The following is a 25689-nucleotide window of genomic DNA, read 5'->3' as shown; positions in this document are numbered from 1 at the left end:
CTGCTCACTCCCTTCTGCTCCTTAGTATGTGAAATATGGCAGGAAATTACCGAACGGTCATGGTTTCAAAAATTGGTAAGTAAAGCTGTCCCGCTTCAAGGTCCGGAATTCATAGCCCTGCTCCTTTAAATAACGGATAACAGAGGGTAACGCCTCAACGGTAGTCCGCTTCGCATCCATATCATGCATGAGAACGATGATGTCCTTCTTGCCGTCACTATTGGCCTTTACCGAGTGAATAATGAGCTCCTTTTCTTGAACGGGAGCTGCCGCATCCGTAGAGCTGACATTCCAATCAAAGTATTGGTATCCAGCATTCGACATTTCCCGGGCAATATTCGGCATGATCTGACGACCGCCGCTTTTTCTCGATAAATGATTGTTGGAGCCGCCTGGAAACCTCAAGATGTCCGGACGAACGCCGACCGTTTCTTCCAGCAGATCGTTCAGGCGCCCAACGTCCTGCTTGAATGCAGCTACCGATGCGTACACCTTGCGGTAATCATGACTGTAAGTATGATTCCCGATCGCGTGTCCCTCTTTTGCGATTTGCCTATAAAGCGATTTGCTTTCCTCAGAGGTCTTTCCCACGACGAAGAAGGTGGCTTTCACGTTATGTTCCTTGAGCACCTCGAGAATTTGGGGCGTGCTTCGGGACGGACCGTCATCGAAGGTCAAATAAGCCCTTTTGTCGGTGGCAGGCGGGCTACTAGGGCTCTCGACAAAGTTCTCTACTGTCTGCTGCCGATTTGCCTCCATTCGGGCATCAGGGGCTGATGAATGCGTTGGGGTGGAAACGATAGGGACCGGCTCAGATGGTTTCTCGGCATGAGGAAGCAGGTTCAACGGACTGCTTTGCGAGATCCTCCGAAGCGGCTCCTTGCTGTCATCTGAAGCGAGTATTCCTATTCCAATCAGTACCGCCGTAAGGGCACCCGCCCCGATCCAAACATAGCTTTTCCGTTTCATGCTCCGCCCTCCTTTATCCTAACTAGGGTAGGATTTAGTATGGCTTGGAGCGGATAGCCCGCCGCTGTAGGATTGCTGGAAGGGCTGGTATATAAGGGTAAGGGCTCTGCCGTGCTGCCTGCCTACTAAAGGAAATGGAAATATCAACACCCCTAAACCTGGTGCAATGATAGGCTTCGAAAAAAAAAGATGACCTCCAATTAATTGGAAGTCATCTTTTTTTACTTCTTTAAGAGGCGACTTTTGGATGCCATTTAGGATAATGTGCTTTTCTCTATGGCAAGTGTCCAGTCGCTGACGCCTCCGGTATTTTTCGATCTTACACGGAAGGTATGTACTGTGTTCGGGGCTAAGCTATTCTTCGTATAACTAGTTTTCGAAGAAGATACAACTATTCCATCCACTTCCACGTCATACCCTGTGGCTCCAATAGCCGCCGTCCAAGTAAAAGTGATACTGGTGCTTGTACTGCTGGCACTTACATTCGTCGGCTCGGCCGGAGAGGTTGAACGTGTAATAGCGTTTGTCCATACACTTACATTGTCTGCACTTTTTGCCCGTACTTTGTAAGTGTGCGAAGTGTTCGCAGCTAAACCACTATGGGTATAGCTTGGATTATTTCCAATATCGATAATGCTTCCATCAACATCGACTTCGTAGCTTACAGCATCTTGGGTTGCAGGCCAAGCTAGTGTGATGGTGCTGCTCGTCGATGCTCCGGTTACGGTTGGTGTGGCCAGTAGCGTCGTTTTCTCCAGAACCGGTGTCCAGTCGCTCACGCCTCCGGCATTCTTCGATCTTACACGAAAGGTATGTGTTGTGTTCGGGGTTAAGCTATTCTTCGTATAACTAGTATTCGAAGAAGATACAACTATTCCATCCACTTCCACGTCATACCCTGTGGCTCCAGGGGCAGCAGTCCAAGTAAGAGTGATGCTGGTGCTCGTACTGCTGGCACTTACATTCGTTGGCAGGGTCGGAGAAGTCGAACGACTAATTGCACTAGTCCATGCACTTGCATTGTCTGCACTTTTCGCCCTCACTTTGTAAGTGTGCGAAGTGTTCGCGGCTAAGCTACTATGGGTATAGCTTGGATTGTTTCCAATATCGTTAATGCTTCCATCGACATCGACTTCATAGCTTGCAGCGTCTTGTATTGCAGGCCAAGTTAGCGTGATGGTGCTGCTCGTCGATGCTACGGTTACGGTTGGTGTGGTCAGCAGCGTCGTTTTCTCCAGAACCGGTGTCCAGTCGCTCACGCCTCCGGCATTCTTCGATCTTACACGGAAGGTATGCATTGTGTTTGGGGCTAAGCTATTCTTCGTATAACTTACTGCCGTACCCGATGTGGACACCATCGTTCCATCCACTTCTACGTCATACCCTGTGGCTCCGGTAGAAGCTGTCCAAGTAAGAGTAACACTGGTGCTCGTGCTGCTGGCACTTACATTCGTTGGCTCAGCCGGAGAGGTCGAACGCGTAATAGCGTTTGTCCATGCACTTACATTGTCTGCACTCTTCGCCCGTACTTTGTAAGTGTGCGAAGTGTTCGCGGTTAAGCCACTTTGGATATAGCTAAGAATGTTACCAATATCGATAATGCTTCCATAAACATCGACTTCATAGCTTACAGCATCTTGAATTGAAGGCCAGGTAAGTGTGATGGTGCTGCTCGTCGAAGCTCCCGTTACTACGGGTGTGGTCAGCAGCGTTGTCTTCTCTAGAACCGGTGTCCAGTCACTAACTCCTCCGGCATTCTTCGATCTTACACGGAAGGTATGAGCTGTGTTCGGAGTTAAGCTGTTCTTCGTATAACTAGTATTCGAAGAAGATACCGTCACTCCATCGACTTCCACGTCATACCCTGTGGCTCCAGGCGCAGCAGTCCAAGTAAGGATAACGCTACTGCTCGTACTGCTGGCACTTACATTTGTTGGCGTGGCCGGAGAAGTCGAACGACTAATTTCGCTAGTCCATGCACTTGCATTGTCTGCACTTTTCGCCCGTACTTTAAAAGTGTGCGAAGTGTTCGCAGCTAAACCACTATGGGTATAGCTAAGAATGTTTCCAATATCGATAATACTTCCATCGACATCGACTTCATAGCTTACAGCATCTTGGATTGCAAACCAAGCTAGTGTGATGGTGCTACTCGACGAAGCTCCGGTTACGGTGGGTGTGGTCAGCAGCGTCGTCTTCTCCAGAACCGGTGTCCAGTCGCTGACGCCTCCGGCATTCTTCGATCTTACACGAAAGGTATGTGTTGTGTTCGGGGTTAAGCTGCCCTTTGTGTAACTTACTGCTATACCCGATGGGGACACCACCGCTCCATCCACTTCCACATCATACCCTGTGGCCCCAGGGGCAGCAATCCAAGTGAGAGTGATGCTGGTGCTCGTATTGCTGGCACTTACATTCGTTGGCAGGGTCGGAGAAGTCGAACGACTAATTATGCTAGTCCATGCACTTGCATTGTCTGCACTTTTCGCCCTCACTTTGTAAGTGTGCGAAGTGTTCGCGGCTAAGCCACTATGGGTATAGCTTGGATTGTTTCCAATATCGTTAATGCTTCCATCGACATCGACTTCATAGCTTGCAGCGTCTTGTATTGCTGGCCAAGTTAGTGTGATGGTGCTGCTCGTCGATGCTCCGGTTACGGTTGGTGTGGCCAGTAGCGTCGTTTTCTCCAGAACCGGTGTCCAGTCGCTCACGCCTCCGGCATTCTTCGATCTTACACGAAAGGTATGTGTTGTGTTCGGGGTTAAGCTGCCCTTTGTGTAACTTACTGCTATACCCGATGGGGACACCACCACTCCATCCACTTCCACATCATACCCTGTGGCCCCAGGGGCAGCAATCCAAGTGAGAGTGATGCTGGTGCTCGTATTGCTGGCACTTACATTCGTTGGCAGGGTCGGAGAAGTCGAACGACTAATTGCGCTAGTCCATGCACTTGCATTGTCTGCACTTTTCGCCCTCACTTTGTAAGTGTGCGAAGTGTTCGCGGCTAAGCCACTATGGGTATAGCTTGGATTGTTTCCAATATCGTTAATGCTTCCATCGACATCGACTTCATAGCTTGCAGCGTCTTGTATTGCAGGCCAAGTTAGCGTGATGGTGCTGCTCGTCGATGCTACGGTTACGGTTGGTGTGGTCAGCAGCGTCGTTTTCTCCAGAACCGGTGTCCAGTCGCTCACGCCTCCGGCATTCTTCGATCTTACACGGAAGGTATGCATTGTGTTTGGGGCTAAGCTATTCTTCGTATAACTTACTGCCGTACCCGATGTGGACACCATCGTTCCATCCACTTCTACGTCATACCCTGTGGCTCCGGTAGAAGCTGTCCAAGTAAGAGTAACACTGGTGCTCGTGCTGCTGGCACTTACATTCGTTGGCTCAGCCGGAGAGGTCGAACGCGTAATAGCGTTTGTCCATGCACTTACATTGTCTGCACTCTTCGCCCGTACTTTGTAAGTGTGCGAAGTGTTCGCGGTTAAGCCACTTTGGATATAGCTAAGAATGTTACCAATATCGATAATGCTTCCATAAACATCGACTTCATAGCTTACAGCATCTTGAATTGAAGGCCAGGTAAGTGTGATGGTGCTGCTCGTCGAAGCTCCCGTTACTACGGGTGTGGTCAGCAGCGTTGTCTTCTCTAGAACCGGTGTCCAGTCACTAACTCCTCCGGCATTCTTCGATCTTACACGGAAGGTATGAGCTGTGTTCGGAGTTAAGCTGCTCTTCGTATAACTAGTATTCGAAGAAGATACCGTCACTCCATCGACTTCCACGTCATACCCTGTGGCTCCAGGCGCAGCTATCCAAGTAAGGATAACGCTACTGCTCGTACTGCTGGCACTTACATTCGTTGGTTCGGCCGGAGAGGTCGAACGCGTAATGGCGCTAGTCCATGCGCTTGCATTATCCGCACTTTTCGCCCGCACTTTGTATGTGTGCGAAGTGTTCGAAGCTAAACCACTATGGGTATAGCTAAGAATGTTTCCAATATCGATAATGCTTCCATCGACATCGACTTCATAGCTTACAGCATCTTGGATTACTGACCAAGTTAGCGTGATGGTGCTGCTCGTCGATGCTCCGGTTACGGTTGGTGTGGTCAACAGCGTCGTCTTCTCCAGAACTGGTGTCCAGTTGCTGACGCCTCCGGCATTCTTCGATCTTACACGGAAGGTATGAGATGTGTTTGGGGTTAAGCTATTCTTCGTATAACTGATATTCGAAGAAGACACTACTGTTCCATCGACTTCCACGTCATACCCTGTAGCTCCAGTGATGGCCGTCCAAGTAAGGGTAACGCTAGTGCTCGTACTGTTGGCATTTACATTCGTTGGCTCGGCCGGAGAGGTCGAACGCGTAATGGCGTTAGTCCATGCACTTGAATTGTCTGCACTTTTCGCTCGTACTTTATATGTGTGTGAAGTGTTCGCGGCTAAATCACTATGGGTATAACTTGGATTGTTTCCAACATCGATAATACTTCCATCGACATCGACTTCATAGTTTGCAGCACCTTGAATTGAAGGCCAAGTTAGCGTGATGGTGCTGCTCGTCGATGCTCCGGTTATTGAGGGTGTTGCAAGTAAAGTGGTCTTTATAATTTCAGAAGTCCATTCACTAGTACTGCCGACATTTTTTGCCCTAATTCGAAAAATATGAGATGTATTGGGGCTTAAATTGTTTTTTGTAAATGAGTTGGTAGATGTAGCGGTAGTTGTACCATTTACTTCGACATCATATCCTGTGGCCCCAGCAACTGAAGTCCAATTTAGAGTTATTGCAGAACTTGTACTGTTCGCAACAATATTAGTTGGTATTATAGGAGTTGTCCATAGAGTGACAAGATTTGTCCATTCACTAAATAAATCCCCATTTTGGGCCCTAACTCTATATTTGTGCGATGTACTTGGTAACAAATTACTATGGGTATAGTTAGTATTTACCCCATTTTCAATGATAGCGCCGTCCACTTCGATTTGATAAGTCGTAGCGTCTTGTACATCATTCCAAAAAAGTCGAACTGAATCACTGTACACTGCTGCTTCTACGGTCGGTTTTTCCAACAGAGTTCTTACTGTAATAGAATTACTCCAATCGGACTCACCTGCTGGATTTATTGCTCTTACCCTGTAAACATAAGGTTGATTGGTAGTAAGTTTATTTTGCGAAAAGCTTAGATTATTTGTATCTCCTAGTATGACTCCATTTAATTCAATCTCGTAACGTGTCGCCCTCTCAACAAGATTCCATCTGATCGATGCACTTGTCGCCCCTACCGACGTGACCGAAACTGTAGGAGCTGTCGCAGGAGCAGCTAATCCAGATTTAGTTCCTTGGTTGGTAAAACTCCTTGTTTCATAACCCGAGGAATAGTAAACATTGTAAACGTCTGAATCCAAATCTGTTACTTCTGCCATATCTGCATCTAAAATTAAATGGGTTACTCCTGTCGTAAGAAAAGATAAACCATCATAAGTGTGGTAATAATAGTATTTTGCTCCATTAATCGGAACTCTAAATACATGCGATCGAGTTCCTTTGTAATCAGAGGTATAGCTTCCATACTGTATTGGCAATACAATGTTATCCATGCCTGCATTAATTTCTTGAGATTCTATAAATTTGTCTGTAGTACGCGATCTCTCCCAATTTAAATTGGTTCCTACCAACTTGTTGTTTATAAAAATTCTATTATCTGACGTTATATAGAGTATGTACTTTGAGTCCCAGCTTACTGCAAGAACAGTATCGGAACTACTGGCGTTTACATTTTTGTGCCCATTAAGTAATAAGAATATCGATAAAACCAATGCTGATAAACAATATTTTATTAATTTACTCCTTAACATTATAGCTGCACCCTCCAAAAAAATGATAAAAATAATTATCAATAAGTAGGAGTTTTAGGGGACTCCTTCATGTACACCGGTAGCAATTAAAGTTGAAATAACATCACCAAAGCTAGTATCACTTGCTATAGATGTCACTGGTATGTTACCTCCTTTCACACGAGAAAGATTTTTAGATTAATAGGCTTTTAGTAGCAATATTCCTAATTATTCCTTTTTAAATTAAGGAAATCCTCCTATTATTTCGACTTTATATGAGAAAATAATAAAATATTCAACATTTTCATTATTTCTTAATTGTTTCCAAGAACAGAGTACATATTTTTAGGATCCAGTGAGGGACTCTTCCCCTCATGTTGAGATTGCTTTTACAAGTCTGACAAAGGTTTTCTGATGACCGGAGGAACAAACAAAAAACGCAGGAGCAAGGGAAGCCTATTAGACTTCCCTTCTCCTGCGTTTCCAATTTGTGCTTCTACACCAGCCAGCGAATCCCCTCGAGCAGCAGCCCGATCAGGAAGCCGCAGATGGCCCCGTTCACCCGGATCCACTGCAGATCCTTTCCTACCTTGTCCTCCATCAGATGGATTAAGGTTTCGTTATCGAAACGCTCGACGTTCTCTTGGATGAGCACGCCGATTTTGTGATGGTTAGCCTCCACCCATCGAGCAAGCTGCGCACGTACGTATGCCTCCATCCGCTCTAAGAGCGACTCATCTTCCTGGAGCTTCTGCAGCATCCGCTCCAGCAGCGGCAGAACGAAGGCCGCAAACCGCTCGCTGCGAATCCATTCCAGAGCCTTTTCCTTCAAATGCATGGCAAGACTGTGCAATTGCTCGTTCAAATTCCATTCGCCGAGCAGTTTTTCCTTCCACTCGCCAATCGTCTCCAGCAGCTCCGGATCCTCCGAGATCTGCTGCAGCTTCCCTCGTACCGCATGCAGGATGGCCCTGCGGTTGTTGTCCCCTTGTCTTCGCAGATCCATCAGCGCCTTAAGGATGAACTGCTGAATCATGGAGCCCAGCTTGTCCTCGTTGAGGAAGCCGGCGAAGGCATTCAGCGCGAAGCCCATAAACCCGCCCGTTTGCATTTGGCCGATCGCCTGGGAGGCCATCGCGCCAAGACGATCCCTCGTCTCGTCCCGGAAGACGAATTGCTCCGCTACATCCAAGACGAAATCAAAAGCCTTCTCGTCATATTCCTTCGCAAGGACCTGCTCCATGACGAACTCGATTGCCTTGCGGGTATCCAGCGTTTCCAGCTTGGTGCGAATTTCACTTTCCGCGAAGGCCACCGCCTGCTCCACCGGAATTTGCTCGACTAACCGCTCGCTAATCATCTGGAGGGCGTTCTTCACTTCATCCGAATGTAACTGCTTCTCAGCAGCAGCCAATACCCGTGAGACGATGCGCCACTCGGTCAGCTTATTCATGATGCTTTCCTTGCTGAGCAGATCGTTCTCAATCGTCGATACGAAGGCTTTGGTTACCCGGTCCCTGTTCTTCGGCAGCAGCGCAGTATGCGGGATAGGAAGCCCCAGCGGATGGCGGAATAAAGCCGTTACGGCGAACCAGTCCGCCAGTCCGCCGACAAGTCCGGCTTCGAAGCCGCTATGAAGGAAGGCTGCCCAAGGATTCCCGGTAAAAGGCAGCGTTGCGGCAAACCCTGCCCCCATCACGCCTAGGGATACTGCAGCCGTGTATTTTGCTCTTCCGCTCATCGGATCACCTCTTGATTTCAAATAGCCATTCCTGCCTATATTTGTCGAAACCATTCATATAAGACATATTACTTCATCTTCAGTAACATTTCCAATGGGGGCCAAAAGGAAAAAACAGCCGACCCCGGCTGCCTCCCCTTACCCTTTGGACGTTCGCTTGGCTCTCAGCTGTCCCCATAGCGAACGCATTTGTTTGCGGTTCATCTGAACCGTATCGCACGTCTGTTTTAATGTCGCGGCGTTCTGTGTCAGTGAAGTAACCAGGTGCAAATGCCGCTCGCCAAGTCGTGCATGCGCTGCTCCAGTTGATCCAAACTGCCGTAGGACTCCCCTATGTTCCGATCGCTTAGCATAGATGTTGTCACCCCTCATCCGGAAGTAATACCCAAAGGAAAAATCCATTATACAACAAAGAATACTACGATGTTTGTCAAATTCAGTCGCACAGCCTGCCAAATTCGGACGCTTAAGATATGTCTTTTGTTTTATTTTCATTTTGGTTACACTGGCAATATAATCTATTTGACTCAAGCGGGAAAAGGTGAATTTATGCTATATGATGTGATCGTCATCGGAGGAGGGCCTTCAGGGCTCATGGCCGGTATTGCGGCCAGCGCTCATGGCGCGAAGGTGCTTCTTATCGATAAGGGAGATAAACTCGGACGCAAGCTCGGCATCTCGGGCGGCGGGCGGTGCAATGTGACCAATAATAAAGAATTTGAGGAAATCATCAAGAACATTCCGGGCAACGGCCGGTTTCTGTACAGCGCTTTTGCCAATTTCAGCAATCGGGATATTATCGCTTTTTTTGAACAGATGGGGATTGCTCTGAAGGAGGAGGATCGGGGACGTATGTTCCCGGCCTCGGACAAGGCCAAGACGGTTGTCGAGGCTCTGATCAACAAAGCGCGAAGCCAAGGCGTTACGATGCGTGTGAATGCCGCCGTGAAGCGCGTTCTCTATCAGGACGGACAAACGTCCGGAGTGGAGTTGAAGAATGGCGAACGCTTGAAAAGCCGAGCCGTCATCATTGCCTCCGGGGGCAAATCGGTGCCTCACACCGGTTCCACCGGGGACGGCTATGCTTGGGCGGAGGACGCCGGCCACACGATCACGGAGTTATATCCGACGGAGGTGCCTCTGGTCTCAAGGGAGGCCTTCATCCAATCCAAGGAGCTTCAAGGTCTCTCGCTGCGGGACATCGTCGTCTCCGTGTGGAATCCCAAAGGGAAAAAGGTCGTAGAGCATGAAGGCGATTTGCTCTTTACCCATTTTGGCGTCTCCGGTCCGACGGCGCTTCGCTGCAGCCAATTCATCCATAAGATCAAGAAGCAATTCGAGGTGCCTACCGTCAAAATCACGATCGATCTGTTCCCTGACCGGACGGCGGATGAAGTATTCGAGGACTCCATGTCCCTTGCAAGACAAGAGCCGAAAAAGGCGATCAAGAATGTGCTCAAGGGACTGGTCCCGGAGCGCATGATCCCTATTCTGCTTAAGAAGTCGGGGCTGTCCGAGCACATCACCTTCGATAACATTCCGAAGCAGCCATGGCTCCAGCTGGCTCAGCTGCTGAAGGCATTTCCTCTTCAGATCGCAGGAACACTGTCCATCGAAGAGGCGTTCGTGACAGGCGGAGGCGTTCATCTGAAGGAAATCGAGCCGAAGACCATGCAGTCGAGGCTGATGCAGGGGTTGTATTTTTGCGGCGAAATTTTGGACATTCATGGGTATACCGGGGGGTATAATATTACGGCAGCTTTCACAACGGGTTATACCGCCGGCAAAAGCGCCGCGGAGTGGGTACGTTCCGAATCGGCCGTTCTTACCTAAGGGAATGCCAGGCCCTATGCAGGGCATGAAGCTGCACGAATCAGAGCGGAGAGCCGCTACTTGAAAGTAGGTCCCAGTCATGAGCAATCGGTATGTTTATTTTATGTTGTTCCTCCTGATCAGTCAGGGGATGCTTCTCCTGTGGCCCGAAACGTCTTCTGCCTTTCGCTGGACGGTTCTTCTTCTCTCTTGCTGTGCAGGCGCCCTGCTCGTCTATGCCGTATGGCGGCCGGCCCGAAGGCGGACCCTGTCCCGAGCCGGGCTTGATTGGATGGTGCAGCGGATTCCTTGCGCTTTTTTTGCTATGAACCGCTCCCATCAGCTGATCTACATGAATGACAGCGGACGGCAGCTACTGCACGAGTTGACGGGGCTGGAGGTGCGTATTGGGCAAGATGTTCACGAAATACTCCGGACCGCAGGTTATACTTCCGAGGAAATTCCGATTACCATAGCTCTGCAGCAAGCGACTGCCATAAATAAAAGAAAACTGCAAACGGCTGCCGGCCGCGTATTTCTAGTGAGCGCAGCGCCTATTATGGATCCGGACTCAGGGGATACTGTCGGAGCGGCCGCCTACCTCGAGGATGTTACGGAGGACGAGAGGCTGTATCGCCAAGCCCAAGAATGGTCGCAAAAATATCAGGCGCAATCGGTTATGCAGAAAACCTTGCTGAATTCGCTCCCCCTTTCCGTCATGGCTGTAGACAGCCAAGGGAGAATCACCGTTATCAATGATGAAGCGGCAACGTATTTTTCCAAATGGCAGAAGGACGAGCTGATCGGCATGGATGTGAATGAGCTCTATCGCAAGAACGGGAATCCTCCGGAGGAAGTAAAGCTCTCCCGGTCTTTGCGCGGGGAAACGTATCGCGAGGTTCAGACGACCTACAAGGGCATGACCTTTATGGTCCACACGTATCCCTTATACAGCCTGGACGGCTCCACCATTACCGGCGCTGTCGGCATCTATCAGGACATTACGGAGTGGGAGCGGCTCAAGAAGGAATGGAGCGAGCGGGAGCGGCTGAATTTGGTCGGTCAGCTTGCTGCCGGCATCACCCACGAGATCCGTAATCCGCTTGCCGTCATGCGCGGCTTTCTACAGGTGCTTCAAGAAAAAAGCGAGAGGCAGCAGCACCATTACTTCGACATTATCCTATCCGAACTGGACCGCGCCAACAACATTATTACCGACTATCTGTCGCTCGCCAGGCAGGATGATAAGGAGATTGTTGAAAAGCAGCAGCTGAACGAATTGATTGAATCCCTTGCGCCTCTTCTATCGGCGGATGCCAACCTGAAGGGGATGACGCTTAGGCTATCTCTGGAGGAAGGGCTTCCGGAGATTCCGTTAGATGTGAAGGAGATTAAGCAGCTGATTCTGAATTTGGCCTCCAACGGCATGCACGCGATGGAAGAGGGAGGTATCCTTACCATTGCTACAAGCCGCCGCGAGGATAGTGTCGAAATGCGTATAGCGGACACCGGGGTCGGCATGGACGAGCAGCAGCTAAGCCGCATCTTCGAGCCTTTCTATACGACCAAGCCGACCGGTACCGGACTCGGATTGCCTACTAGTTTGGCGATAGCGGAGCGCCACCGGTTCCAAATCCGCGTCGATTCCGAGCCGGGCGGCGGAACCACCTTCACCTGCCGGTTTCCCCTGGAAGCTTCTCCCCCTGCCTAGAAAGGCCTGTTCCCCTCAGCTAACCGCTTGGGTAACAGGCCTTTCTTCACCGGCGGCGCTACGTGTCACGGGAGCAGGGCTCCACATGCACATGCACATTTTCTACCGCATGCTGCTCCATCATTCTCTTCTCAATATCGTCGCTGATATCATGACTTTGCTCTACACTAAGCTCCCTGCTTACCTCAACTACCACATCCAGAAGGACGTTATTGCCGTGGGCGCGGGCGCGAATATCCTTGATTCGCTTTACGCCCGGCGTTTCCTTCACGGTTTTGCTGAACACCCGGAGCTTCTGCTCGTCGAAGCCGTCGGACAGCATATGCGTCGCCTCCGTGAAAATACTCCAGGCCGTCTTGCAAATAATCAAGCCGACGGCAAACGCTGCAGCCGGATCCAGCCAACCGATCCCGAAGCTTGCTCCGACGATCCCGACGGCCGCACCGATGCTGACGAACGCATCGGAGCGATTGTCTTGCGCCGCTGCTGCCAGCGCTTGGTTATTGATGCGCTTCGCCAACCGGCTGTTATACAAGTAAACGCCCCACATGACGGCGGCACAGGCTATGGCGACCCAAGCGGCAAGCATATCGGGAACGGGGCGATTCGCCTCGAAGAAGCTGCGCCCGGCTTCAATGACGACCTGAATGCCCGCCGTAGCCATCACGAAGGAGGCCACCAACGTAGCGATGGTCTGAGCCCGCATGTGCCCGTAGGGATGATCAAGATCCGGCGGCTTGCGCGAGATTCGAAGCCCGATCAGCACCGCTACGGATACAAGAATATCCGTAGTATTGTTCACCCCGTCGGCGGTAAGCGCCTCCGAGCCGGTGTAGAAGCCTGTACCGATCTTGACAGCGGCTAAGAGAAGATAGGCGGCGATGCTAGTCCATGCTCCCTTCTCGCCCTCTTTTAACTCGTCATAGGTTTCCAAACTTATCTTCCCTCCAAGCTATTACTCACATGACGTACAGACCTGCCTGATGACCCCCGCGAAAAAGAAGCAGTGCTCCGTTACTTCTAACAGAGCACCGCCGCTGATGAGAAAACCATCCGTTGATCACACGTGAATTCCCGGATCGAAGTGATCGTACTTGTCGCGAGACGGGTCGAACGGATCTTCATGATCCGTATCATTATAGGAGCCTCGGTCTTTCATAACGTAATCGGGAGCTTGGATCTGATCGTCCTGCCAATCCTCATTCACCAAATGCGCCGGGATCGGGATCATCTCCTGCTCTTCGTAAGCCATCGCAAAGGTTGCAGGCTCGGACAGGGTGCCGGGATGCTCGACAAGTCGTCCCCCGTGGGCTTGTGCGATTTCAAGCGCCGAGGTTAGATCCGATCCGTCGACGATTACGTGGAGAGTCGACTTCTCGGCGTCGTCATGAAGACCGACCCCGTAGCCGAGCTCTTCCAGGGTACCTGCCGCCATATTCGCCTCATCCCGTGTTTCAAATTCAAAAAAAATCGGTGTGCTGCTCATCGGCGATTCGTCCTCTCTGTTAAGCATTTCACGTCTAAGGTTTAGATTGCCCCTTAGCAGGAAGTTTATCCCTCCGAAGGGACGGCATCTTTGCATAACCTGGCTTAGCCCCGCATAGGATGTACCGTCATCCTTGCTCGTGTCCCAACCCATTCTGTATGAAATGAGGTGTCTGTATGACGGTAGATCCCGAGTCCAAAGCCGACGCTGAGAAAAACAAGCTGGTCGCCGCCGTAGCTTACCTTCTCTTCTTCATCCCGCTACTCGCCGCCAAAGATTCCCGGTTCGCCATGTATCACGCCAACCAGGGCCTTGTGCTGCTGCTTACCGCTATTGCCTCCAATGTCGTGCTCGGCTTGATTCCGTTCTTAGGCCTGTTCCTGGTTCCTCTGGCTAACCTGGGGCTCCTGGTGCTGACGATCATCGGTATCCTGAACGCACTGAACGGCTATACCAAACCGCTGCCGCTGATCGGCGGGTTTACACTGTTGAAATAATGCGAAAAAGCCTGAGGCTTGGTCTCAGGCTTTTTCGCTGGTTTGGAGGTGGAGCGGCCTTGGCTCAACCCCTAGAAGCCGCTCTCCCCGGAAGGCGCATCGATATTCCATCGGCTCTCCTCCCTCGAGCATCGAAGGCAGAAAAAACTTCACATGAACGGCCACGCCCCGATTCTCCGCATCGCACACCCAATCGATCGGTTTCCAGGCGAGAATGCCCTCCTCCGTATCCAGCGGTGTTTGCCTAAGCGTATTCTCGGGGACCTCAGCCACATACACATACATGCCCCCTGTGTAGCTTCCGTCCACATCCCACGTTACAGTGCCCGTGAAACGCAATGTCTCCGGCGCTTCCAGCCCCGTCTCTTCCCTGATTTCCCGACGCATGGATTCCTCCGGTGTCTCTCCCGGCTCCAGCTTCCCTCCGACTCCATTCCATATGCCTAGCAACGGTGCCTTAGCCCGGTTCAGCATCAGCACTTGATTTCCTTTTTTCAGAAAGCATAGATTATATTTCAGCATGCCGTTGTCTCCTCATCTTCGGGTACAAGGTACTTCCACAAAGAATCCCGGAATCCTTTTTTTCATAGTATGGGCATGGTCGGGCGGGTTTGTCAGGCGGTCTTGAATTTGTTATCATTGACAGAAAGTCAATATTATGCAATAGTAATGGATATATTATGAATCCTTTACTGCTTAAAAGCTAAAAAGCACGAAAGCAGTTTACACTTGGAGAGGAGCAATTCAAGATGACTAGAGACGTTCAACACAAAATTCTAGACTGCACCATCCGCGACGGAGGTTTGGTTAACAACTGGGATTTCAGCGTGCAATTCGTAAAGGATATGTATTACGGACTTAGCGCCGCCGGCGTTGAATATATGGAGATCGGCTATAAAAACTCCGCCAAGCTGCTCAAGGGTGCCGATGCGGGCCCATGGCGCTTCCTGAATGAGGACTTCTTGAAAGAGGTTATCTCACAGAAGACCGAAACGAAGCTCTCGGCACTGGTCGATATCGGACGCGTGGATGAGAAGGATATTCTCCCTCGCGAGCAGAGCCAGCTGGACCTGATTCGCGTGGCGACCTACATTAAGGATGTGGACAAGGCCCTTGATCTGGTACAGAAGTTCCATGACTACGGCTACGAAACCACAATCAACATTATGGCGCTTTCCCATGTCATGGAGAACGACCTGAACGAAGCCTTCGAGGAAATCAACAAAAGCCCGGTGGATGTAGTATACATCGTTGACTCCTACGGCAGCATGGATTACAAGGATATCGATTATCTTGCGGCGAAGTTCCAGCGCTTACTGCCTGAGAAGCAGCTCGGCCTGCACATGCACAACAACATGCAGCTCGCCTTCTCCAATACGATCATGGGTGCCAATAAGGGCGTACAGTTCCTGGACACTTCCGTATACGGCATGGGCCGTGCGGCAGGTAACTGTCCTACGGAGCTGCTCGTAAGCTACCTGAAAAATCCGAAGTACGATCTGCGTCCGGTGCTTGAAATTATCGAGAAGCATATGATCGCTATGCGTGAGAAGTGGGAGTGGGGCTACATTATTCCTTACATGGTCGCGGGCGTACTGAACGACCATCCGCGTGCTGCCATGGCGCTTCGCGCCGGCGAGGACCGTGACAAATTCGTAGAGTTCTACGATAGACTGACCTCCCCTGAAGCGATGCCTGCTAATCATTCCGAATAATTATGAAGACCGGTGGTTTCCCTTGGAGGGAAATGCACCGGTCTTTTGGTTTGGCACGAAACCCTAGTTGAGCAAAGGAGGAATTATTTATGAAGCCCTTCATAGCCTTCACTACCCCATCAAGGCTCCTCAACCCGGCTTCCGGGTACCTCGCAGGGTATACGCATACCTTAAACCCCTATACCGGCTGCGCCTTCGCTTGCTCCTATTGTTATGTCAGAGAAATGCCGGTGGCAAAATTCCGCCCGGCCCCCTGGGGAACGTGGGTTGATGTGAAGGAGGGGGCTGCCGCCAAGCTGCATAAAGAGCTGGTTCGAGAGCGGAAGAAAGGCGGACCGATCACGATCTTCCTGTCGTCCGCTACCGATCCGTATCAACCGATCGAGTATCGCACGAAGCTCACACGCTCCTTGCTGGAAACGATGCTGGAGGTTCGCCCTGATTTCGTGCTTGTGCAGACCCGCTCCCCGCTGGCCGTGCGTGATATAGACGTGCTGCGGCAGCTAGGAAGCGGTGTCCGGGTCAGCATGACCATTGAGACGGACCTTGAGGGAGTGCGTAAGGCCTTCTCTCCGGCTGCGCCGCCGATCCCGGCCCGGCTGCGTGCCCTGCGTCAGCTATGTGATGCCGGCATTCCGGCACAGGCTGCCGTCTCTCCGCTGCTGCCGAGCAGTGATGCCTTCGCGGACCGGTTAGCGGATACGGGAGTGCAGCGCATCTGCCTTGACGATTACTTCATGGGTGACGGAAGCCTCGGCAAGCGGACTGCGCGACTCGGCCTTCAACCAATATACCAGTCGCTTAACGCAGCGGACTGGTATGACCCTTCCGCCTATTTGCGCGTCATGGAGCAGCTCAAGCACCGATTTGCCAAAGATCAGGTTCGGATTAGCCAGGCCGGCTTCATGCCGTTCTGATACGATTACACCCAGAAGAAAGGAACCAAAAAGAGCAATGAAATCAGCGCTAAACTAAGAGCATAAGCTCCGCCAAATGGATACCCGAACGCTTTCGTTTTCGCCTTCGCCTTGTTCCGATGGATGATTTGGGACTTGGCCTTTTTTTCGTTCGTAGAGAGTGTATAGGCTCCTTGCGTAGCTCCTCCCAGCAGCAAATGTCCGCCGTCAACACCGGTGATGGTTCCATAAATGCAGCTTCCATCATGGAGCACGGCGCAGACCTGTCTCCCGATATATGGGGATATGGCTTCTGCATGAATCGGGCTGATTGCTTGCACGGCTTCACCTCCCGTCTGAATCAATGATCAGCAGGTCGCTTATGAATATCAACCCTCTTCCATATTATTTCCAAATACCGAATTGGCTTGGGTGTTATTGTTCGATTCTAAGAAAATAGACGGGATCGACCTTCTTCCCCATACGGTATTCAAGCGGCGTTACTCCCACAAACGAGCGAAATACCTTGCTAAAATAATTCGCATACCCGAACCCCGCCTCCGCCGCGATCGACTCCACCGTTTGCTCTGTGTGCCGCAGCAGCCAGGCTGCCCGCTCCACCCTTACCTTGCGCAAGTATTGATTGGGCTTTAAGCCCGTTTTCTTCAGAAACTGCCGGCAAAAGTGGAATTTGGTTAGCCCGGCTGCCAAGGCCAGCTGATCAATGGACAGGTCCTCCCGGTAAGAAGACTTCATCAGCTTCACAGCCGCCCGAATCGACGCAGGCAGCTCCTCCGGAGCGCGTACGATATCCCTGCCCTCCGCCAATCTATGCAAACCCATCATCCACTCATACAGCCGCGTTGAAATCGTATATTTGTCCAGCTGCGGGTTGCCGGCGATTTCGGAATACAGCCTGCTAAGCGCGAGAATCGGTTCTTCATGCTCTTTAAAGGCAATTACCGGACCCATCTTCCGCATCAGCTCGCTGCAGTGGTTGAGCGCATCCTTGCCCGTTACCACCACGTAAAGAAACTCCCACTCCTCCCCGCCCTCCGGAAAATAATACTCCTGATCCCCCGGTATGACGGTCAAGAAGCCGGTTCCCTTAGGCAAGGCGTAAAGCGACGATCCGTCCCTCAGCATCCCTCTGCCGGACAAGGTATATTGAAAGACGGCATACCCGCCGCCGCGCTTTTGCCCGTGCCAACGGTAATCGCTTCGGTTCACGCGATCCCAGCCGATATTGATCAGTCGCATGGGTAATCCGGCTTCGCTTAAGTACTTAAAGCCAAAGCTGGTTCGCTCACAGCTCTCATGTGGATACAGCAATATTGTCGCACCCTTTCGCAAATATGTTATCATTGTCCGCCCTCGTGCTCTTGCTTTATTATGAAGGTATCCGGAATGACATGTCAATTCAGAGAACTTCATTTCTTTGTTTGGAGGGCTTATACACATGATAAAAATCGCTATGATCGGTGCAGGCAGCATCGGCTTCACTCGGCGCTTATTAATGGACATTCTCGCGGTGGAGGAATTTCGCGATGCGCAATTCCGTTTCATGGATATCCATGAAGAAAATCTGAGCATGGTGACGAACCTCTGTCGAAAAATGATCGCCGACAATGGTTTACCGGCCACGATCACAGCAACCTTAAACCAACGGGAAGCGATCGCCGGGGCAGATTATGTCTTCTGTACGGCGCGGGTCGGCGGGCTGGAGGCTTTCCGGCATGACATTGAGATTCCGCTTCGCTACGGGGTCGATCAGTGTGTCGGCGACACGCTTGGCCCCGGCGGCGTGTTCTTCGCCCTGCGCACCATTCCTGTGCTGCTGGACATCGCACGGGACATGCGCGAGCTGGCGCCGAATGCGCTGCTGCTGAATTACTCGAACCCGATGGCGATGAATACATGGGCCGTTCGCCGTGCGGGCGGCGTGAAGATCATCGGTTTATGTCACGGCGTACAGCATAGCCATTCCCTGATTGCGAAGGCACTGGGTATTCCTAAGCAGGAGCTGGATTTCACTGCCGCTGGCATTAACCATCAAACCTGGTTCGTGCAGGTATCCCATCATGGCCGCAGCGTGCTGGAGGAGATTTTGCCGGCCATGGAGCAGCATCCGGATATCTCGCGCTGGGAGCCGTGCAGAATTGATGTGCTGAGACGGTTCGGGTACTTCTCTACCGAGTCGAACGGACATTTAAGCGAATACCTGCCGTGGTATCGAAAGCGTAAAGAAGAAATCGGCAAGTGGATCTATCCTGACGTATGGATCGGAGGAAAAACCGGGGGGTACCTTGAGCATTGTCTCGCGCGCGGCGACGAGTACAAGGAGGATTATCCGAAGTGGCTCAGCGGCGAGAAGGAATTCATCAAGCTCGGCCAGCGCTCGGAGGAGCATGGCTCTTACATTTTGGAGGCACTGGAGACAGGTCGAGTGTACCGGGGACATTTTAACATAGAAAATCAGGGACTTATTACGAATCTTCCGAACGATTGCACGATCGAGATTCCTTGTTACGTGGACCGGAACGGGATTCAGCCGACCTTCATCGGCAAGCTGCCGCTGGCTGCAGCCGCTACGTGCCGCGTCAGCATCAGCGTGCAGGAGATGGCTGTGGAAGCGGCACTGACGGGCAACCGCGAGCTGGTGAAGCAAGCCGTGCTGCATGACCCTCTCACAGCGGCGGTTTGCACCACGGAGGAAGTATGGCGTATGTGCGATGAGATGTTCGATGCGCTGGCCCCATGGCTCCCCCAGTTTAATGGCGAAGGGCGGACGTGGGACGACATTCCCCAACCCGATGAGGGCCGGCTGCGATTCATTCGGTAGAATGGATAGCAGCGAACGATAAGCAAAAGGAACCCGCTGACCTTGGCCGTCAGAACGGGTTCCTTTTCCTTCTTACGCTTCGCCTTCCTCCGCTGTACGGGAATAAGCGATCAGAGTGACGTCATGCCCTGACAGCTTGGCAATTTTCTCCTCCGCCTCCTGAATGGCTGCAACGGCTTGCGGATCATCCATAAGCCGCGCGATGCGGTAGTCCTGCGTCTCGATCTTCATTCGGATCTTCACCTCATTTGGGCAATATCTCCTATTGTGGCCGATTCCGCATCACGGCATTCACCAACCGGAGGTTACCGCATAAACCAGCGAATCACATACATCACCAGAGATAGCACTACGCTAAGAACGATGCAAGTCACGATCGGAAAATAAAACTTGAAGCCTTCCTTCTCGACGGCAATGTCGCCCGGCAGCCTGCCCAGGTTCAGGAACCGTCCCCCGACCATCCAAAGCAGCCCGATCACGATCATCACGATTCCACCGATAATCAACAGCTTGGGCACCGAGTTCAAGCCGGTTTCCCTCCTCCTTCAACTCGCAATAAGAACGTCAGCTCCGCATCGCTTCCAAGCTCAGAAACAACAATCCGAGTGCGATACACGTTTACGGGCTCTCCCAGATGCTTAGTCGTTTCGATGCGTTCCACAGAAGCAGCCCCCTGAATGGCACCAAGCTCTAAGCTGGCTTCGCCGCCTGATCCGCGCCATACGATCCGCTTCCCGTTTGCTTCGATCGAAGGCTCGTAGAAGCTAATGAACAGCTCCTCCACTGTATTATTCGCCCCGACGAACCGAAATGCGTCTGTAAGCTCCAATCTGGCTTCCCCTGCCGACGCGTCGGTGCTCCAGACAAAGCTTCTTTGAAATGCTTGAAGCCCTGCCTCCTCCGGATAAGCTCCGCCCAGCTCTAGCCCGAACCTTCGGCGTCCCGCCGCTTCCTCGTTCTCAACCACCTTGGCACGCGAGGCGCTGCCCGCCGACTGAGGGATCCCGTTTACCAGCGGAATGGAATGTCCCTCTGCGCTATTATGGATCAGCGTATAACGTAAGGGACCGAAATAATCCTTCGTGTACAAGCCTGCCCCCAGATCGGACAACAGATTGTCTCCGCCTGCATGAACGATAAAATGCCCCAGATCGTTGTGGTTATGCGGTTCATCGTTGTGTCCCCCTTTTGCGGCGAAGGCGATGAAATGCCCTCGAATGTTCCGTTTATCAATGAGCCACTCCGTATCCTTATAGTAATAACTGCCTTCCTTAACGGTGTCACTTATGTGAGCAGGGTCCGTCCAGACGATCATTCTAACCAGCTGCGGCCAACGGTAGCAATGATCCTGATGGAACGACCTTACACCCTTAAGTGGTGGCGACGTTACGCCAAGGCGCTTCGTAAGCCGGCTGCACATGCCGGGATTGACGATATAACTTTCCGAGGCGTCGGAAAAATTAACGAACTGAGGCGAGGTCAAGGCAATGCCTGTAGGGAATTCGGCGATACGCCGGATTTTCTCCCCTTGCAGCAGGTCGATCTCCCCCCCGGTGTATGTATGCAGCATTTCTGCAAAGAAGACGTAATAGCCGAACCCGTAGCTCCAATACCCGATGCCCTCGGGACAACAGCCATCCTCTCCATAACCGGCAAGAAAGCTCTCCATGGCTCGAACCACTCGATCCAGCATTCCGGCCAAGCGTTCCCGGTTATCCACAGTCAAAAGAGCGGCCATCCCTACCGCACCCGCGCATACGGCCGACCAATTGTTCGTTACCGCTTCCCAATGGAAATGATGCGGTGTGTTAAAGAGCGGCTGATAAACCCGGCGCTCCAGCTCCTCCCGGATCCGGTCGGCAACCCAAGGGTTCAACCGGTCCTCCAGCAGGTACAGCGTTTCCGCCAGTGCGTGGGCCGTCTCTGCCGCAAACAAGTCGACAACCTGCCACATCGGCAGCCTGGACGTTCTGGCCTGCTCCAGCTGCGACGGCAAGTGAGCGGGCACGGCCCATGCATACTCGCCGCAGATCGCCCAGATGACATTCTCTAGTGTTTCCATATAAGCGTCCGTATCTTCAAGCAAGCTCGCCAGCACAAGAGCCAGCAATCGTCCTCTTCGTTCGAAATATGGCTTCTCGTAGTCCCTGCGGGTTCCCACGGAAGCAAATTTGTGAAACTCAGCAAATGTCAGCTCCGGCAGCGGCTCCCGACCAGCCTTAACCGCTTCCTCATGAATTTCGCCTACAAGCCCCTGCAGATGCGGCGCCTCCCGCAAGGCTTGAAGCCTCGCCTCATCGAGCACGTCTCCAGCCAAGCCCTCCGGACGTTCCTTTACCGATTGTACTGCCAAGATAAGCTCCCTGTAGCTGACCATAAGTTATCTCTCCTAACATTGAAACGTTTTATTTTCTCGTCGCTTCCTTCAGCATATCAAAATTCATCGGTCCCTGATAGCGATAAATCACTTTTCCTTCCGCATCCATCACATAGGTAGTCGGATAAGAGTTAATCCGATACGCCTCGATCACCTTACCCTGCGAATCCAGCACAATCGGGAATTGAAGTCCCCACTCCTTGACCCAAGCCTCAACCACATTCGGACTGGCCTCCGTTGTCGTCGCATTCATCCCCAAGACCACTACATCGTCATGATACTGCTCGTGGAATCGCTCCATATGGGGCATTTCCGCACGACATGGCGGGCACCAGGTGGCCCAGAAATTTAGCACAACGGTTTTCCCACGGTAATCGGAAAGCTTAACGGTTTTCCCTTCCAAATTCTGTACCTCAAAATCCGGGGCCTGCTGTCCGATATTGAGACCATAGCCCGCTTCCGATGACTGTGAAGCATCCGGCTTTTCCCACAGGTTCGCAGCAAACGAAACAATCAAGGCACTGCCGACCAAAAACATAACAGCCAGCTGAGCGGCGCCTTTGAGCTGACCCGGAGCGACCTGACGCAGCCAAAGGCTGCCGACAAGAACGGCTAACAAAACGATCAATCCGTCACGAAGCATGTGTTCGCCGCCCGAGAGAACATCCAACAGCAATTTTATCGAGTACCCACACAAAATGAAGAATAATGTCGAATCAATGTATTGAGGTCTGCTCGTCCGCTCTTCCTTTCGCGCTTGCAGCCATACATAGGCAAGAGCAGCGGCCATTCCAAGCCAAGCTCCACGTGCTCCTCCGGTAAAATAGAGCAGTGACATCGGCTGCCGGATTACCTCCATGGGGCTAAAGAGCAGCAAGCTGCCTTTCCAAACCACAATGCCGCATAACAGCGCGTTAAGCAGCTGAGAGCCGATTCTCGCTCCTGTTGCCGTTCCTTTCATTCTTAGCCGCATCAAGCTATAGCCAGCCGCTGCCGCAAGGATCCATTCCAGCATGTCTCTTTTTAAAAGTAAGGGTCCTACATTTATCGTATCCATTGTTCGTCCGTTCTCCATTCCGCAGATGTCCTTACACACATTGTGGAGTGAGTCTTCGTCCTTGTCAAATCATAACTTACTACTGGAGGCCAATACATCATGAAGATGAAAAAACAATTGACGATCGCCTTGTTAGCCACTACGATTGCATTCGGTTCCCAAGCTATGCTGGCTCATCCTGTAAGCGCTGCCGCAGATGCCGTTATTGTTAGCAGTGTCAGCTTCCGGACGGCTCCGGATACAGGTTCTTCCCGAATTCGCTATATCCAAGACGGCGAGTACATCGACATCCTTGAGAAGGTAAACTCCTGGTGGTACAAAATCAAAGACTCCCGCGGTCAAGTGGGTTATATCTCGACTAGCAGCCAGTATGTGAAAGTGTTATCAGGCAGCGTGACACCTACGCAGCCGGCGGACACGTCGGCACTTCGCACGAAAATCATTAACGCGGGCAGAGCCTACCTCGGCACGCCCTACGAATACGGATCGGACCGTTCGACTACAAAGACGTTTGACTGCTCCGATTTTATTAAACAAGCCTTCAAGGATGGTGCCGGCATTACGCTGCCAAGCGATTCGCGTGCTCAAGGGGATTATGTGAAATCAATCGGACGTACGACGAAGACTTGGTCTAATCTGAAGCCAGGCGACCTGATGTTCTTCATGGAGTACCGCAGCTCCGGCAGCTATCCATCGGATAAGTCCGGACAACGCATTACGCATGCCGGCATTTACATAGGGGATGGAAAGATCCTCCACACTTATTCCAAGGCCTCAGGAGGCGTTCGAATCGATACGATTGACGGAAAGCATTGGGAGAAGCGATTCATCTTCGGAGGAAGCGCATTAAAGTAGCCTTTATGAAAAAAGCAGTGAGGTCCCCGTTTGGAGACTTCACTGCTTTTCTTATGCTGGTTTACGTGCCGAGAATCGCATCGATCACCGGCTTGGTTGCCCCTCCCGGGTACAGCACATACAGCAGCGTATATACCACTACTCCTGTTGGCGCCGTCAGCAGCCATACGACCGTTGTGATTTTACCGATACGTCTATGCTTTGCAAACTTCTTGTTGAAAGCGAAGATCAGGGTTGTAATTCCGAAAACCGCTGCAACCGTCGCTAGAGTAATATGGAAAAACAAGAAGAGATGATAGGCCAGCTTCAGGCTCTCCGGTCCTCCGAACGATGTATTTCCTACGAATACCGTTCGGCTCGCATAAATGAGAAAGAAGGCAATGGCAAAGAAGGCTCCCCATAGCATTAGCTTCTGATGCGTCTCCCGGTTTCCCTTCACAATCTGATACCAGCCGAAAGCTACGAATACGGCGCTGATGACAATGAAGCTTGTACTGATCGTAGGCAGTATAGGTAAATTCATTACAATCCCACCTAATAGACAAATTATAAAGTTTATGCCCGGTTCCAATTCTCGGGAGCGTCCAGCAGCAGTTCATCTTTCCGTTCGCGGCGATACCAGCGGTAGAAAATATACCCGAGAGCCCAGCCGTAAACGATTTCCTGTACGATTTTCATAATTACGCCGCCAAACGACTGATCGTTCACCGTAGAGAGCAGAAGCTGCTGATCCGGAATCGCAGCATACATCGCATACAACGGAACCTTAGCGAAAATAATCAAGGCACAAGCCGGTGTAAGCAGCAGTCCGTTGATGAAAATATAAGCAAGCTTCTTCATGTCGCTCAATCGGTCGTATTGTGGCAGCGGCGTATATACCGGGAACCACATCATGAAGGCGGCAAGAAGGAATACCACTTTATATAACATATGAACCGTTCCGTTCACCATCAGATAGTCCATCACAATCGGGACATGATATACGGAAAATACAAAGTTAAAAACAAACAGGGCCAGGATCGGGTTGGTAATGAAGCGAAACACCTTCTCGACAGCAGCATTGCGCAGTCCTGCCTGCAGCAGCCATCCTGGAGTGGCCAGAAGGAAAAGCGGCGGCATAACCAAATACAGCATCGATTGCTGAAGCATGTGAATGCTGAAATAATAGTGATGGCCGTAGTACGCTAGCGGACTTCCGTCTGCTGCATACCAGAAGGCCAAGCCAATCCAGAAATACAGGCGATGCTTCTGCGCCACCGGCTCCGAACCTTCAATACGATGCCTCCAAGAGCCTGTAAACAGCGTGTACAAAATACCGAGAACAACCAACACCAGCAAAAAACCGGGACTCCACAGCTGAGCGAACGAAGGCGCCACAGCTTGCACATGCTCTTCATGAGCGATGTGGATCGGATGGGTAAGCATGATGAGTGGCCGCTCCTTTCTATACCTTTTTTTCATCCAAGGGAGCATCTTCTCCGCTTGTGTCTAACTTGTGAATTCTGTTACATACTTATCCAAAAAGAGAGGCGCCTTCTCTAATCAAAGCCGCCTCTCCCACATATCCTACCAGAATGTCCAGTAAACACCGGCTGCTAGAGCCGTCAATGCAACAAACGATCCGAACAGAAGACCAACGATCGGCCACAAATGTCCTTTTTCCTTCATATGCATCCAGTAGGCCAGCTGGAAAATAATTTGCACTACTGCCAGACCTACCAAGAAGAGGATGATGAAGGAACGATCCAAGCCGCCGTAAAGAACGACTGCGAAGGCCAACATCGTAAGCACGATCGAGATAATGTACGACAAATAGTGATTCTTAGGGCCTTCTAACCGGTGACGCTCATTCCCAGCGGAAGATGAATGTTGTCCTGCCATC

At 51.4% G+C, this 25689-nt stretch carries 22 protein-coding genes; 7 read left to right on the top strand and 15 right to left on the bottom strand.

Annotated elements, in window-relative coordinates; all coding sequences use genetic code 11:
• Positions 1 to 57: 57 nt before the first annotated feature.
• The 3 genes from QMO62_RS20135 to QMO62_RS20125 form a co-directional block, all read right to left on the bottom strand.
• Complete coding sequence (locus QMO62_RS20135; protein ID WP_284643695.1) at positions 58 to 969, bottom strand: polysaccharide deacetylase family protein; 912 nt, start codon at positions 967 to 969, stop codon at positions 58 to 60.
• 254 nt (positions 970 to 1223) lie between these two features.
• Complete coding sequence (locus tag QMO62_RS20130) at positions 1224 to 6407, bottom strand: fibronectin type III domain-containing protein (RefSeq protein ID WP_372516728.1); 5184 nt, start codon at positions 6405 to 6407, stop codon at positions 1224 to 1226.
• 907 nt (positions 6408 to 7314) lie between these two features.
• Positions 7315 to 8559, bottom strand: coding sequence for a DUF445 domain-containing protein (locus tag QMO62_RS20125; protein ID WP_284643691.1), 1245 nt, complete (start codon positions 8557 to 8559; stop codon positions 7315 to 7317).
• A 549-nt stretch (positions 8560 to 9108) separates the two neighbouring features.
• Here QMO62_RS20125 and QMO62_RS20120 point away from each other — a divergent pair.
• Positions 9109 to 10392, top strand: a complete 1284-nt coding sequence (locus QMO62_RS20120; protein ID WP_284643689.1) for a BaiN/RdsA family NAD(P)/FAD-dependent oxidoreductase — start codon at positions 9109 to 9111, stop codon at positions 10390 to 10392.
• Between the two features lie 79 nt (positions 10393 to 10471).
• Positions 10472 to 12082, top strand: coding sequence for a PAS domain-containing sensor histidine kinase (locus QMO62_RS20115; RefSeq protein WP_284643687.1), 1611 nt, complete (start codon positions 10472 to 10474; stop codon positions 12080 to 12082).
• Positions 12083 to 12140: 58 nt separating this feature from the next.
• Here QMO62_RS20115 and QMO62_RS20110 read toward each other — a convergent pair whose 3' ends face one another.
• Together QMO62_RS20110 and QMO62_RS20105 are read right to left on the bottom strand one after the other, a co-directional pair.
• Positions 12141 to 13016, bottom strand: a complete 876-nt coding sequence (locus QMO62_RS20110; protein ID WP_284643685.1) for a cation diffusion facilitator family transporter — start codon at positions 13014 to 13016, stop codon at positions 12141 to 12143.
• Positions 13017 to 13142: 126 nt separating this feature from the next.
• On the bottom strand, positions 13143 to 13595 hold the full coding sequence (locus tag QMO62_RS20105; RefSeq protein ID WP_284643682.1) for a hypothetical protein: 453 nt from the start codon (positions 13593 to 13595) through the stop codon (positions 13143 to 13145).
• A gap of 149 nt (positions 13596 to 13744) precedes the next feature.
• Here QMO62_RS20105 and QMO62_RS20100 point away from each other — a divergent pair, with 149 nt between their 5' ends.
• Complete coding sequence (locus tag QMO62_RS20100; RefSeq protein WP_284643680.1) at positions 13745 to 14065, top strand: DUF4870 domain-containing protein; 321 nt, start codon at positions 13745 to 13747, stop codon at positions 14063 to 14065.
• Between the two features lie 24 nt (positions 14066 to 14089).
• Here the strand turns inward: QMO62_RS20100 and QMO62_RS20095 are convergent, their stop codons facing one another.
• Positions 14090 to 14587, bottom strand: coding sequence for an NUDIX hydrolase (locus QMO62_RS20095; protein ID WP_284643677.1), 498 nt, complete (start codon positions 14585 to 14587; stop codon positions 14090 to 14092).
• A gap of 227 nt (positions 14588 to 14814) precedes the next feature.
• On the opposite strand from QMO62_RS20095, the gene QMO62_RS20090 reads away from it, so the two are divergent.
• Both QMO62_RS20090 and QMO62_RS20085 read left to right on the top strand, forming a co-directional pair.
• Positions 14815 to 15780, top strand: coding sequence for an aldolase catalytic domain-containing protein (locus QMO62_RS20090; RefSeq protein ID WP_284643675.1), 966 nt, complete (start codon positions 14815 to 14817; stop codon positions 15778 to 15780).
• An 89-nt stretch (positions 15781 to 15869) separates the two neighbouring features.
• Positions 15870 to 16697 carry an SPL family radical SAM protein gene (locus tag QMO62_RS20085; protein WP_284643673.1) on the top strand — a complete coding sequence of 276 codons (828 nt, stop codon included), beginning with the start codon at positions 15870 to 15872 and terminating at the stop codon, positions 16695 to 16697.
• A 5-nt stretch (positions 16698 to 16702) separates the two neighbouring features.
• On the opposite strand, the gene QMO62_RS20080 is transcribed toward QMO62_RS20085, so the two are convergent.
• Both QMO62_RS20080 and QMO62_RS20075 read right to left on the bottom strand, forming a co-directional pair.
• On the bottom strand, positions 16703 to 17017 hold the full coding sequence (locus QMO62_RS20080) for a hypothetical protein (RefSeq protein ID WP_284643671.1): 315 nt from the start codon (positions 17015 to 17017) through the stop codon (positions 16703 to 16705).
• Positions 17018 to 17111: 94 nt separating this feature from the next.
• Positions 17112 to 17936 carry a helix-turn-helix domain-containing protein gene (locus QMO62_RS20075; RefSeq protein ID WP_284643669.1) on the bottom strand — a complete coding sequence of 275 codons (825 nt, stop codon included), beginning with the start codon at positions 17934 to 17936 and terminating at the stop codon, positions 17112 to 17114.
• A 199-nt stretch (positions 17937 to 18135) separates the two neighbouring features.
• Here QMO62_RS20075 and QMO62_RS20070 point away from each other — a divergent pair, with 199 nt between their 5' ends.
• Positions 18136 to 19518 carry an alpha-glucosidase/alpha-galactosidase gene (locus tag QMO62_RS20070; protein WP_284643667.1) on the top strand — a complete coding sequence of 461 codons (1383 nt, stop codon included), beginning with the start codon at positions 18136 to 18138 and terminating at the stop codon, positions 19516 to 19518.
• Between the two features lie 72 nt (positions 19519 to 19590).
• Here QMO62_RS20070 and QMO62_RS20065 read toward each other — a convergent pair whose 3' ends face one another.
• The 4 genes from QMO62_RS20065 to QMO62_RS20050 form a co-directional block, all read right to left on the bottom strand.
• Complete coding sequence (locus tag QMO62_RS20065; protein ID WP_284643665.1) at positions 19591 to 19749, bottom strand: hypothetical protein; 159 nt, start codon at positions 19747 to 19749, stop codon at positions 19591 to 19593.
• Between the two features lie 74 nt (positions 19750 to 19823).
• Complete coding sequence (locus tag QMO62_RS20060; RefSeq protein WP_284643663.1) at positions 19824 to 20045, bottom strand: DUF2905 domain-containing protein; 222 nt, start codon at positions 20043 to 20045, stop codon at positions 19824 to 19826.
• The gene (locus tag QMO62_RS20055) at positions 20042 to 21895 is read right to left on the bottom strand and encodes a heparinase II/III family protein (protein ID WP_284643661.1); all 1854 of its coding nucleotides are present in this window, start codon (positions 21893 to 21895) and stop codon (positions 20042 to 20044) included. Before QMO62_RS20055 ends, QMO62_RS20060 begins: the two co-directional genes overlap by 4 nt.
• Positions 21896 to 21923: 28 nt before the next feature.
• A complete protein-coding gene (locus QMO62_RS20050; protein WP_284643659.1) occupies positions 21924 to 22910 on the bottom strand; it encodes a TlpA family protein disulfide reductase in 987 nt (328 codons plus the stop codon).
• A 147-nt stretch (positions 22911 to 23057) separates the two neighbouring features.
• Here QMO62_RS20050 and QMO62_RS20045 point away from each other — a divergent pair, with 147 nt between their 5' ends.
• Positions 23058 to 23807, top strand: a complete 750-nt coding sequence (locus QMO62_RS20045) for a C40 family peptidase (RefSeq protein ID WP_284644989.1) — start codon at positions 23058 to 23060, stop codon at positions 23805 to 23807.
• A gap of 61 nt (positions 23808 to 23868) precedes the next feature.
• On the opposite strand, the gene QMO62_RS20040 is transcribed toward QMO62_RS20045, so the two are convergent.
• The 3 genes from QMO62_RS20040 to QMO62_RS20030 all read right to left on the bottom strand — a co-directional run bounded on the left by QMO62_RS20040 (position 23869) and on the right by QMO62_RS20030 (position 25688).
• Complete coding sequence (locus QMO62_RS20040) at positions 23869 to 24330, bottom strand: DUF420 domain-containing protein (RefSeq protein ID WP_284643657.1); 462 nt, start codon at positions 24328 to 24330, stop codon at positions 23869 to 23871.
• 32 nt (positions 24331 to 24362) lie between these two features.
• Positions 24363 to 25268 carry a cytochrome c oxidase assembly protein gene (locus tag QMO62_RS20035; protein WP_284643655.1) on the bottom strand — a complete coding sequence of 302 codons (906 nt, stop codon included), beginning with the start codon at positions 25266 to 25268 and terminating at the stop codon, positions 24363 to 24365.
• Between the two features lie 105 nt (positions 25269 to 25373).
• The gene (locus QMO62_RS20030) at positions 25374 to 25688 is read right to left on the bottom strand and encodes a cytochrome C oxidase subunit IV family protein (RefSeq protein ID WP_284643653.1); all 315 of its coding nucleotides are present in this window, start codon (positions 25686 to 25688) and stop codon (positions 25374 to 25376) included.
• Position 25689: the final 1 nt, after the last annotated feature.

This window comes from Paenibacillus silviterrae (assembly GCF_030167925.1).
Taxonomy (GTDB): Bacteria; Bacillota; Bacilli; order Paenibacillales; family NBRC-103111; genus Paenibacillus_G; species Paenibacillus_G silviterrae.
This window is presented reverse-complemented; position numbering and strand designations above follow the sequence as displayed.

Bases quoted from the DNA above. Each gene is read 5' to 3' on its own strand.
- QMO62_RS20135 (WP_284643695.1), bottom strand. From the start codon at position 969: ATGAAACGGAAAAGCTATGTTTGGATCGGGGCGGGTGCCCTTACGGCG.
- QMO62_RS20130 (WP_372516728.1), bottom strand. From the start codon at position 6,407: ATGGCAGAAGTAACAGATTTGGATTCAGACGTTTACAATGTTTACTAT.
- QMO62_RS20125 (WP_284643691.1), bottom strand. From the start codon at position 8,559: ATGAGCGGAAGAGCAAAATACACGGCTGCAGTATCCCTAGGCGTGATG.
- QMO62_RS20120 (WP_284643689.1), top strand. From the start codon at position 9,109: ATGCTATATGATGTGATCGTCATCGGAGGAGGGCCTTCAGGGCTCATG.
- QMO62_RS20115 (WP_284643687.1), top strand. From the start codon at position 10,472: ATGAGCAATCGGTATGTTTATTTTATGTTGTTCCTCCTGATCAGTCAG.
- QMO62_RS20105 (WP_284643682.1), bottom strand. From the start codon at position 13,595: ATGCTTAACAGAGAGGACGAATCGCCGATGAGCAGCACACCGATTTTT.
- QMO62_RS20100 (WP_284643680.1), top strand. From the start codon at position 13,745: ATGACGGTAGATCCCGAGTCCAAAGCCGACGCTGAGAAAAACAAGCTG.
- QMO62_RS20095 (WP_284643677.1), bottom strand. From the start codon at position 14,587: ATGCTGAAATATAATCTATGCTTTCTGAAAAAAGGAAATCAAGTGCTG.
- QMO62_RS20090 (WP_284643675.1), top strand. From the start codon at position 14,815: ATGACTAGAGACGTTCAACACAAAATTCTAGACTGCACCATCCGCGAC.
- QMO62_RS20085 (WP_284643673.1), top strand. From the start codon at position 15,870: ATGAAGCCCTTCATAGCCTTCACTACCCCATCAAGGCTCCTCAACCCG.
- QMO62_RS20075 (WP_284643669.1), bottom strand. From the start codon at position 17,936: ATGCGACTGATCAATATCGGCTGGGATCGCGTGAACCGAAGCGATTAC.
- QMO62_RS20070 (WP_284643667.1), top strand. From the start codon at position 18,136: ATGATAAAAATCGCTATGATCGGTGCAGGCAGCATCGGCTTCACTCGG.
- QMO62_RS20065 (WP_284643665.1), bottom strand. From the start codon at position 19,749: ATGAAGATCGAGACGCAGGACTACCGCATCGCGCGGCTTATGGATGAT.
- QMO62_RS20055 (WP_284643661.1), bottom strand. From the start codon at position 21,895: ATGGTCAGCTACAGGGAGCTTATCTTGGCAGTACAATCGGTAAAGGAA.
- QMO62_RS20050 (WP_284643659.1), bottom strand. From the start codon at position 22,910: ATGCTGGAATGGATCCTTGCGGCAGCGGCTGGCTATAGCTTGATGCGG.
- QMO62_RS20045 (WP_284644989.1), top strand. From the start codon at position 23,058: ATGAAAAAACAATTGACGATCGCCTTGTTAGCCACTACGATTGCATTC.
- QMO62_RS20040 (WP_284643657.1), bottom strand. From the start codon at position 24,330: ATGAATTTACCTATACTGCCTACGATCAGTACAAGCTTCATTGTCATC.
- QMO62_RS20035 (WP_284643655.1), bottom strand. From the start codon at position 25,268: ATGAAAAAAAGGTATAGAAAGGAGCGGCCACTCATCATGCTTACCCAT.
- QMO62_RS20030 (WP_284643653.1), bottom strand. From the start codon at position 25,688: ATGGCAGGACAACATTCATCTTCCGCTGGGAATGAGCGTCACCGGTTA.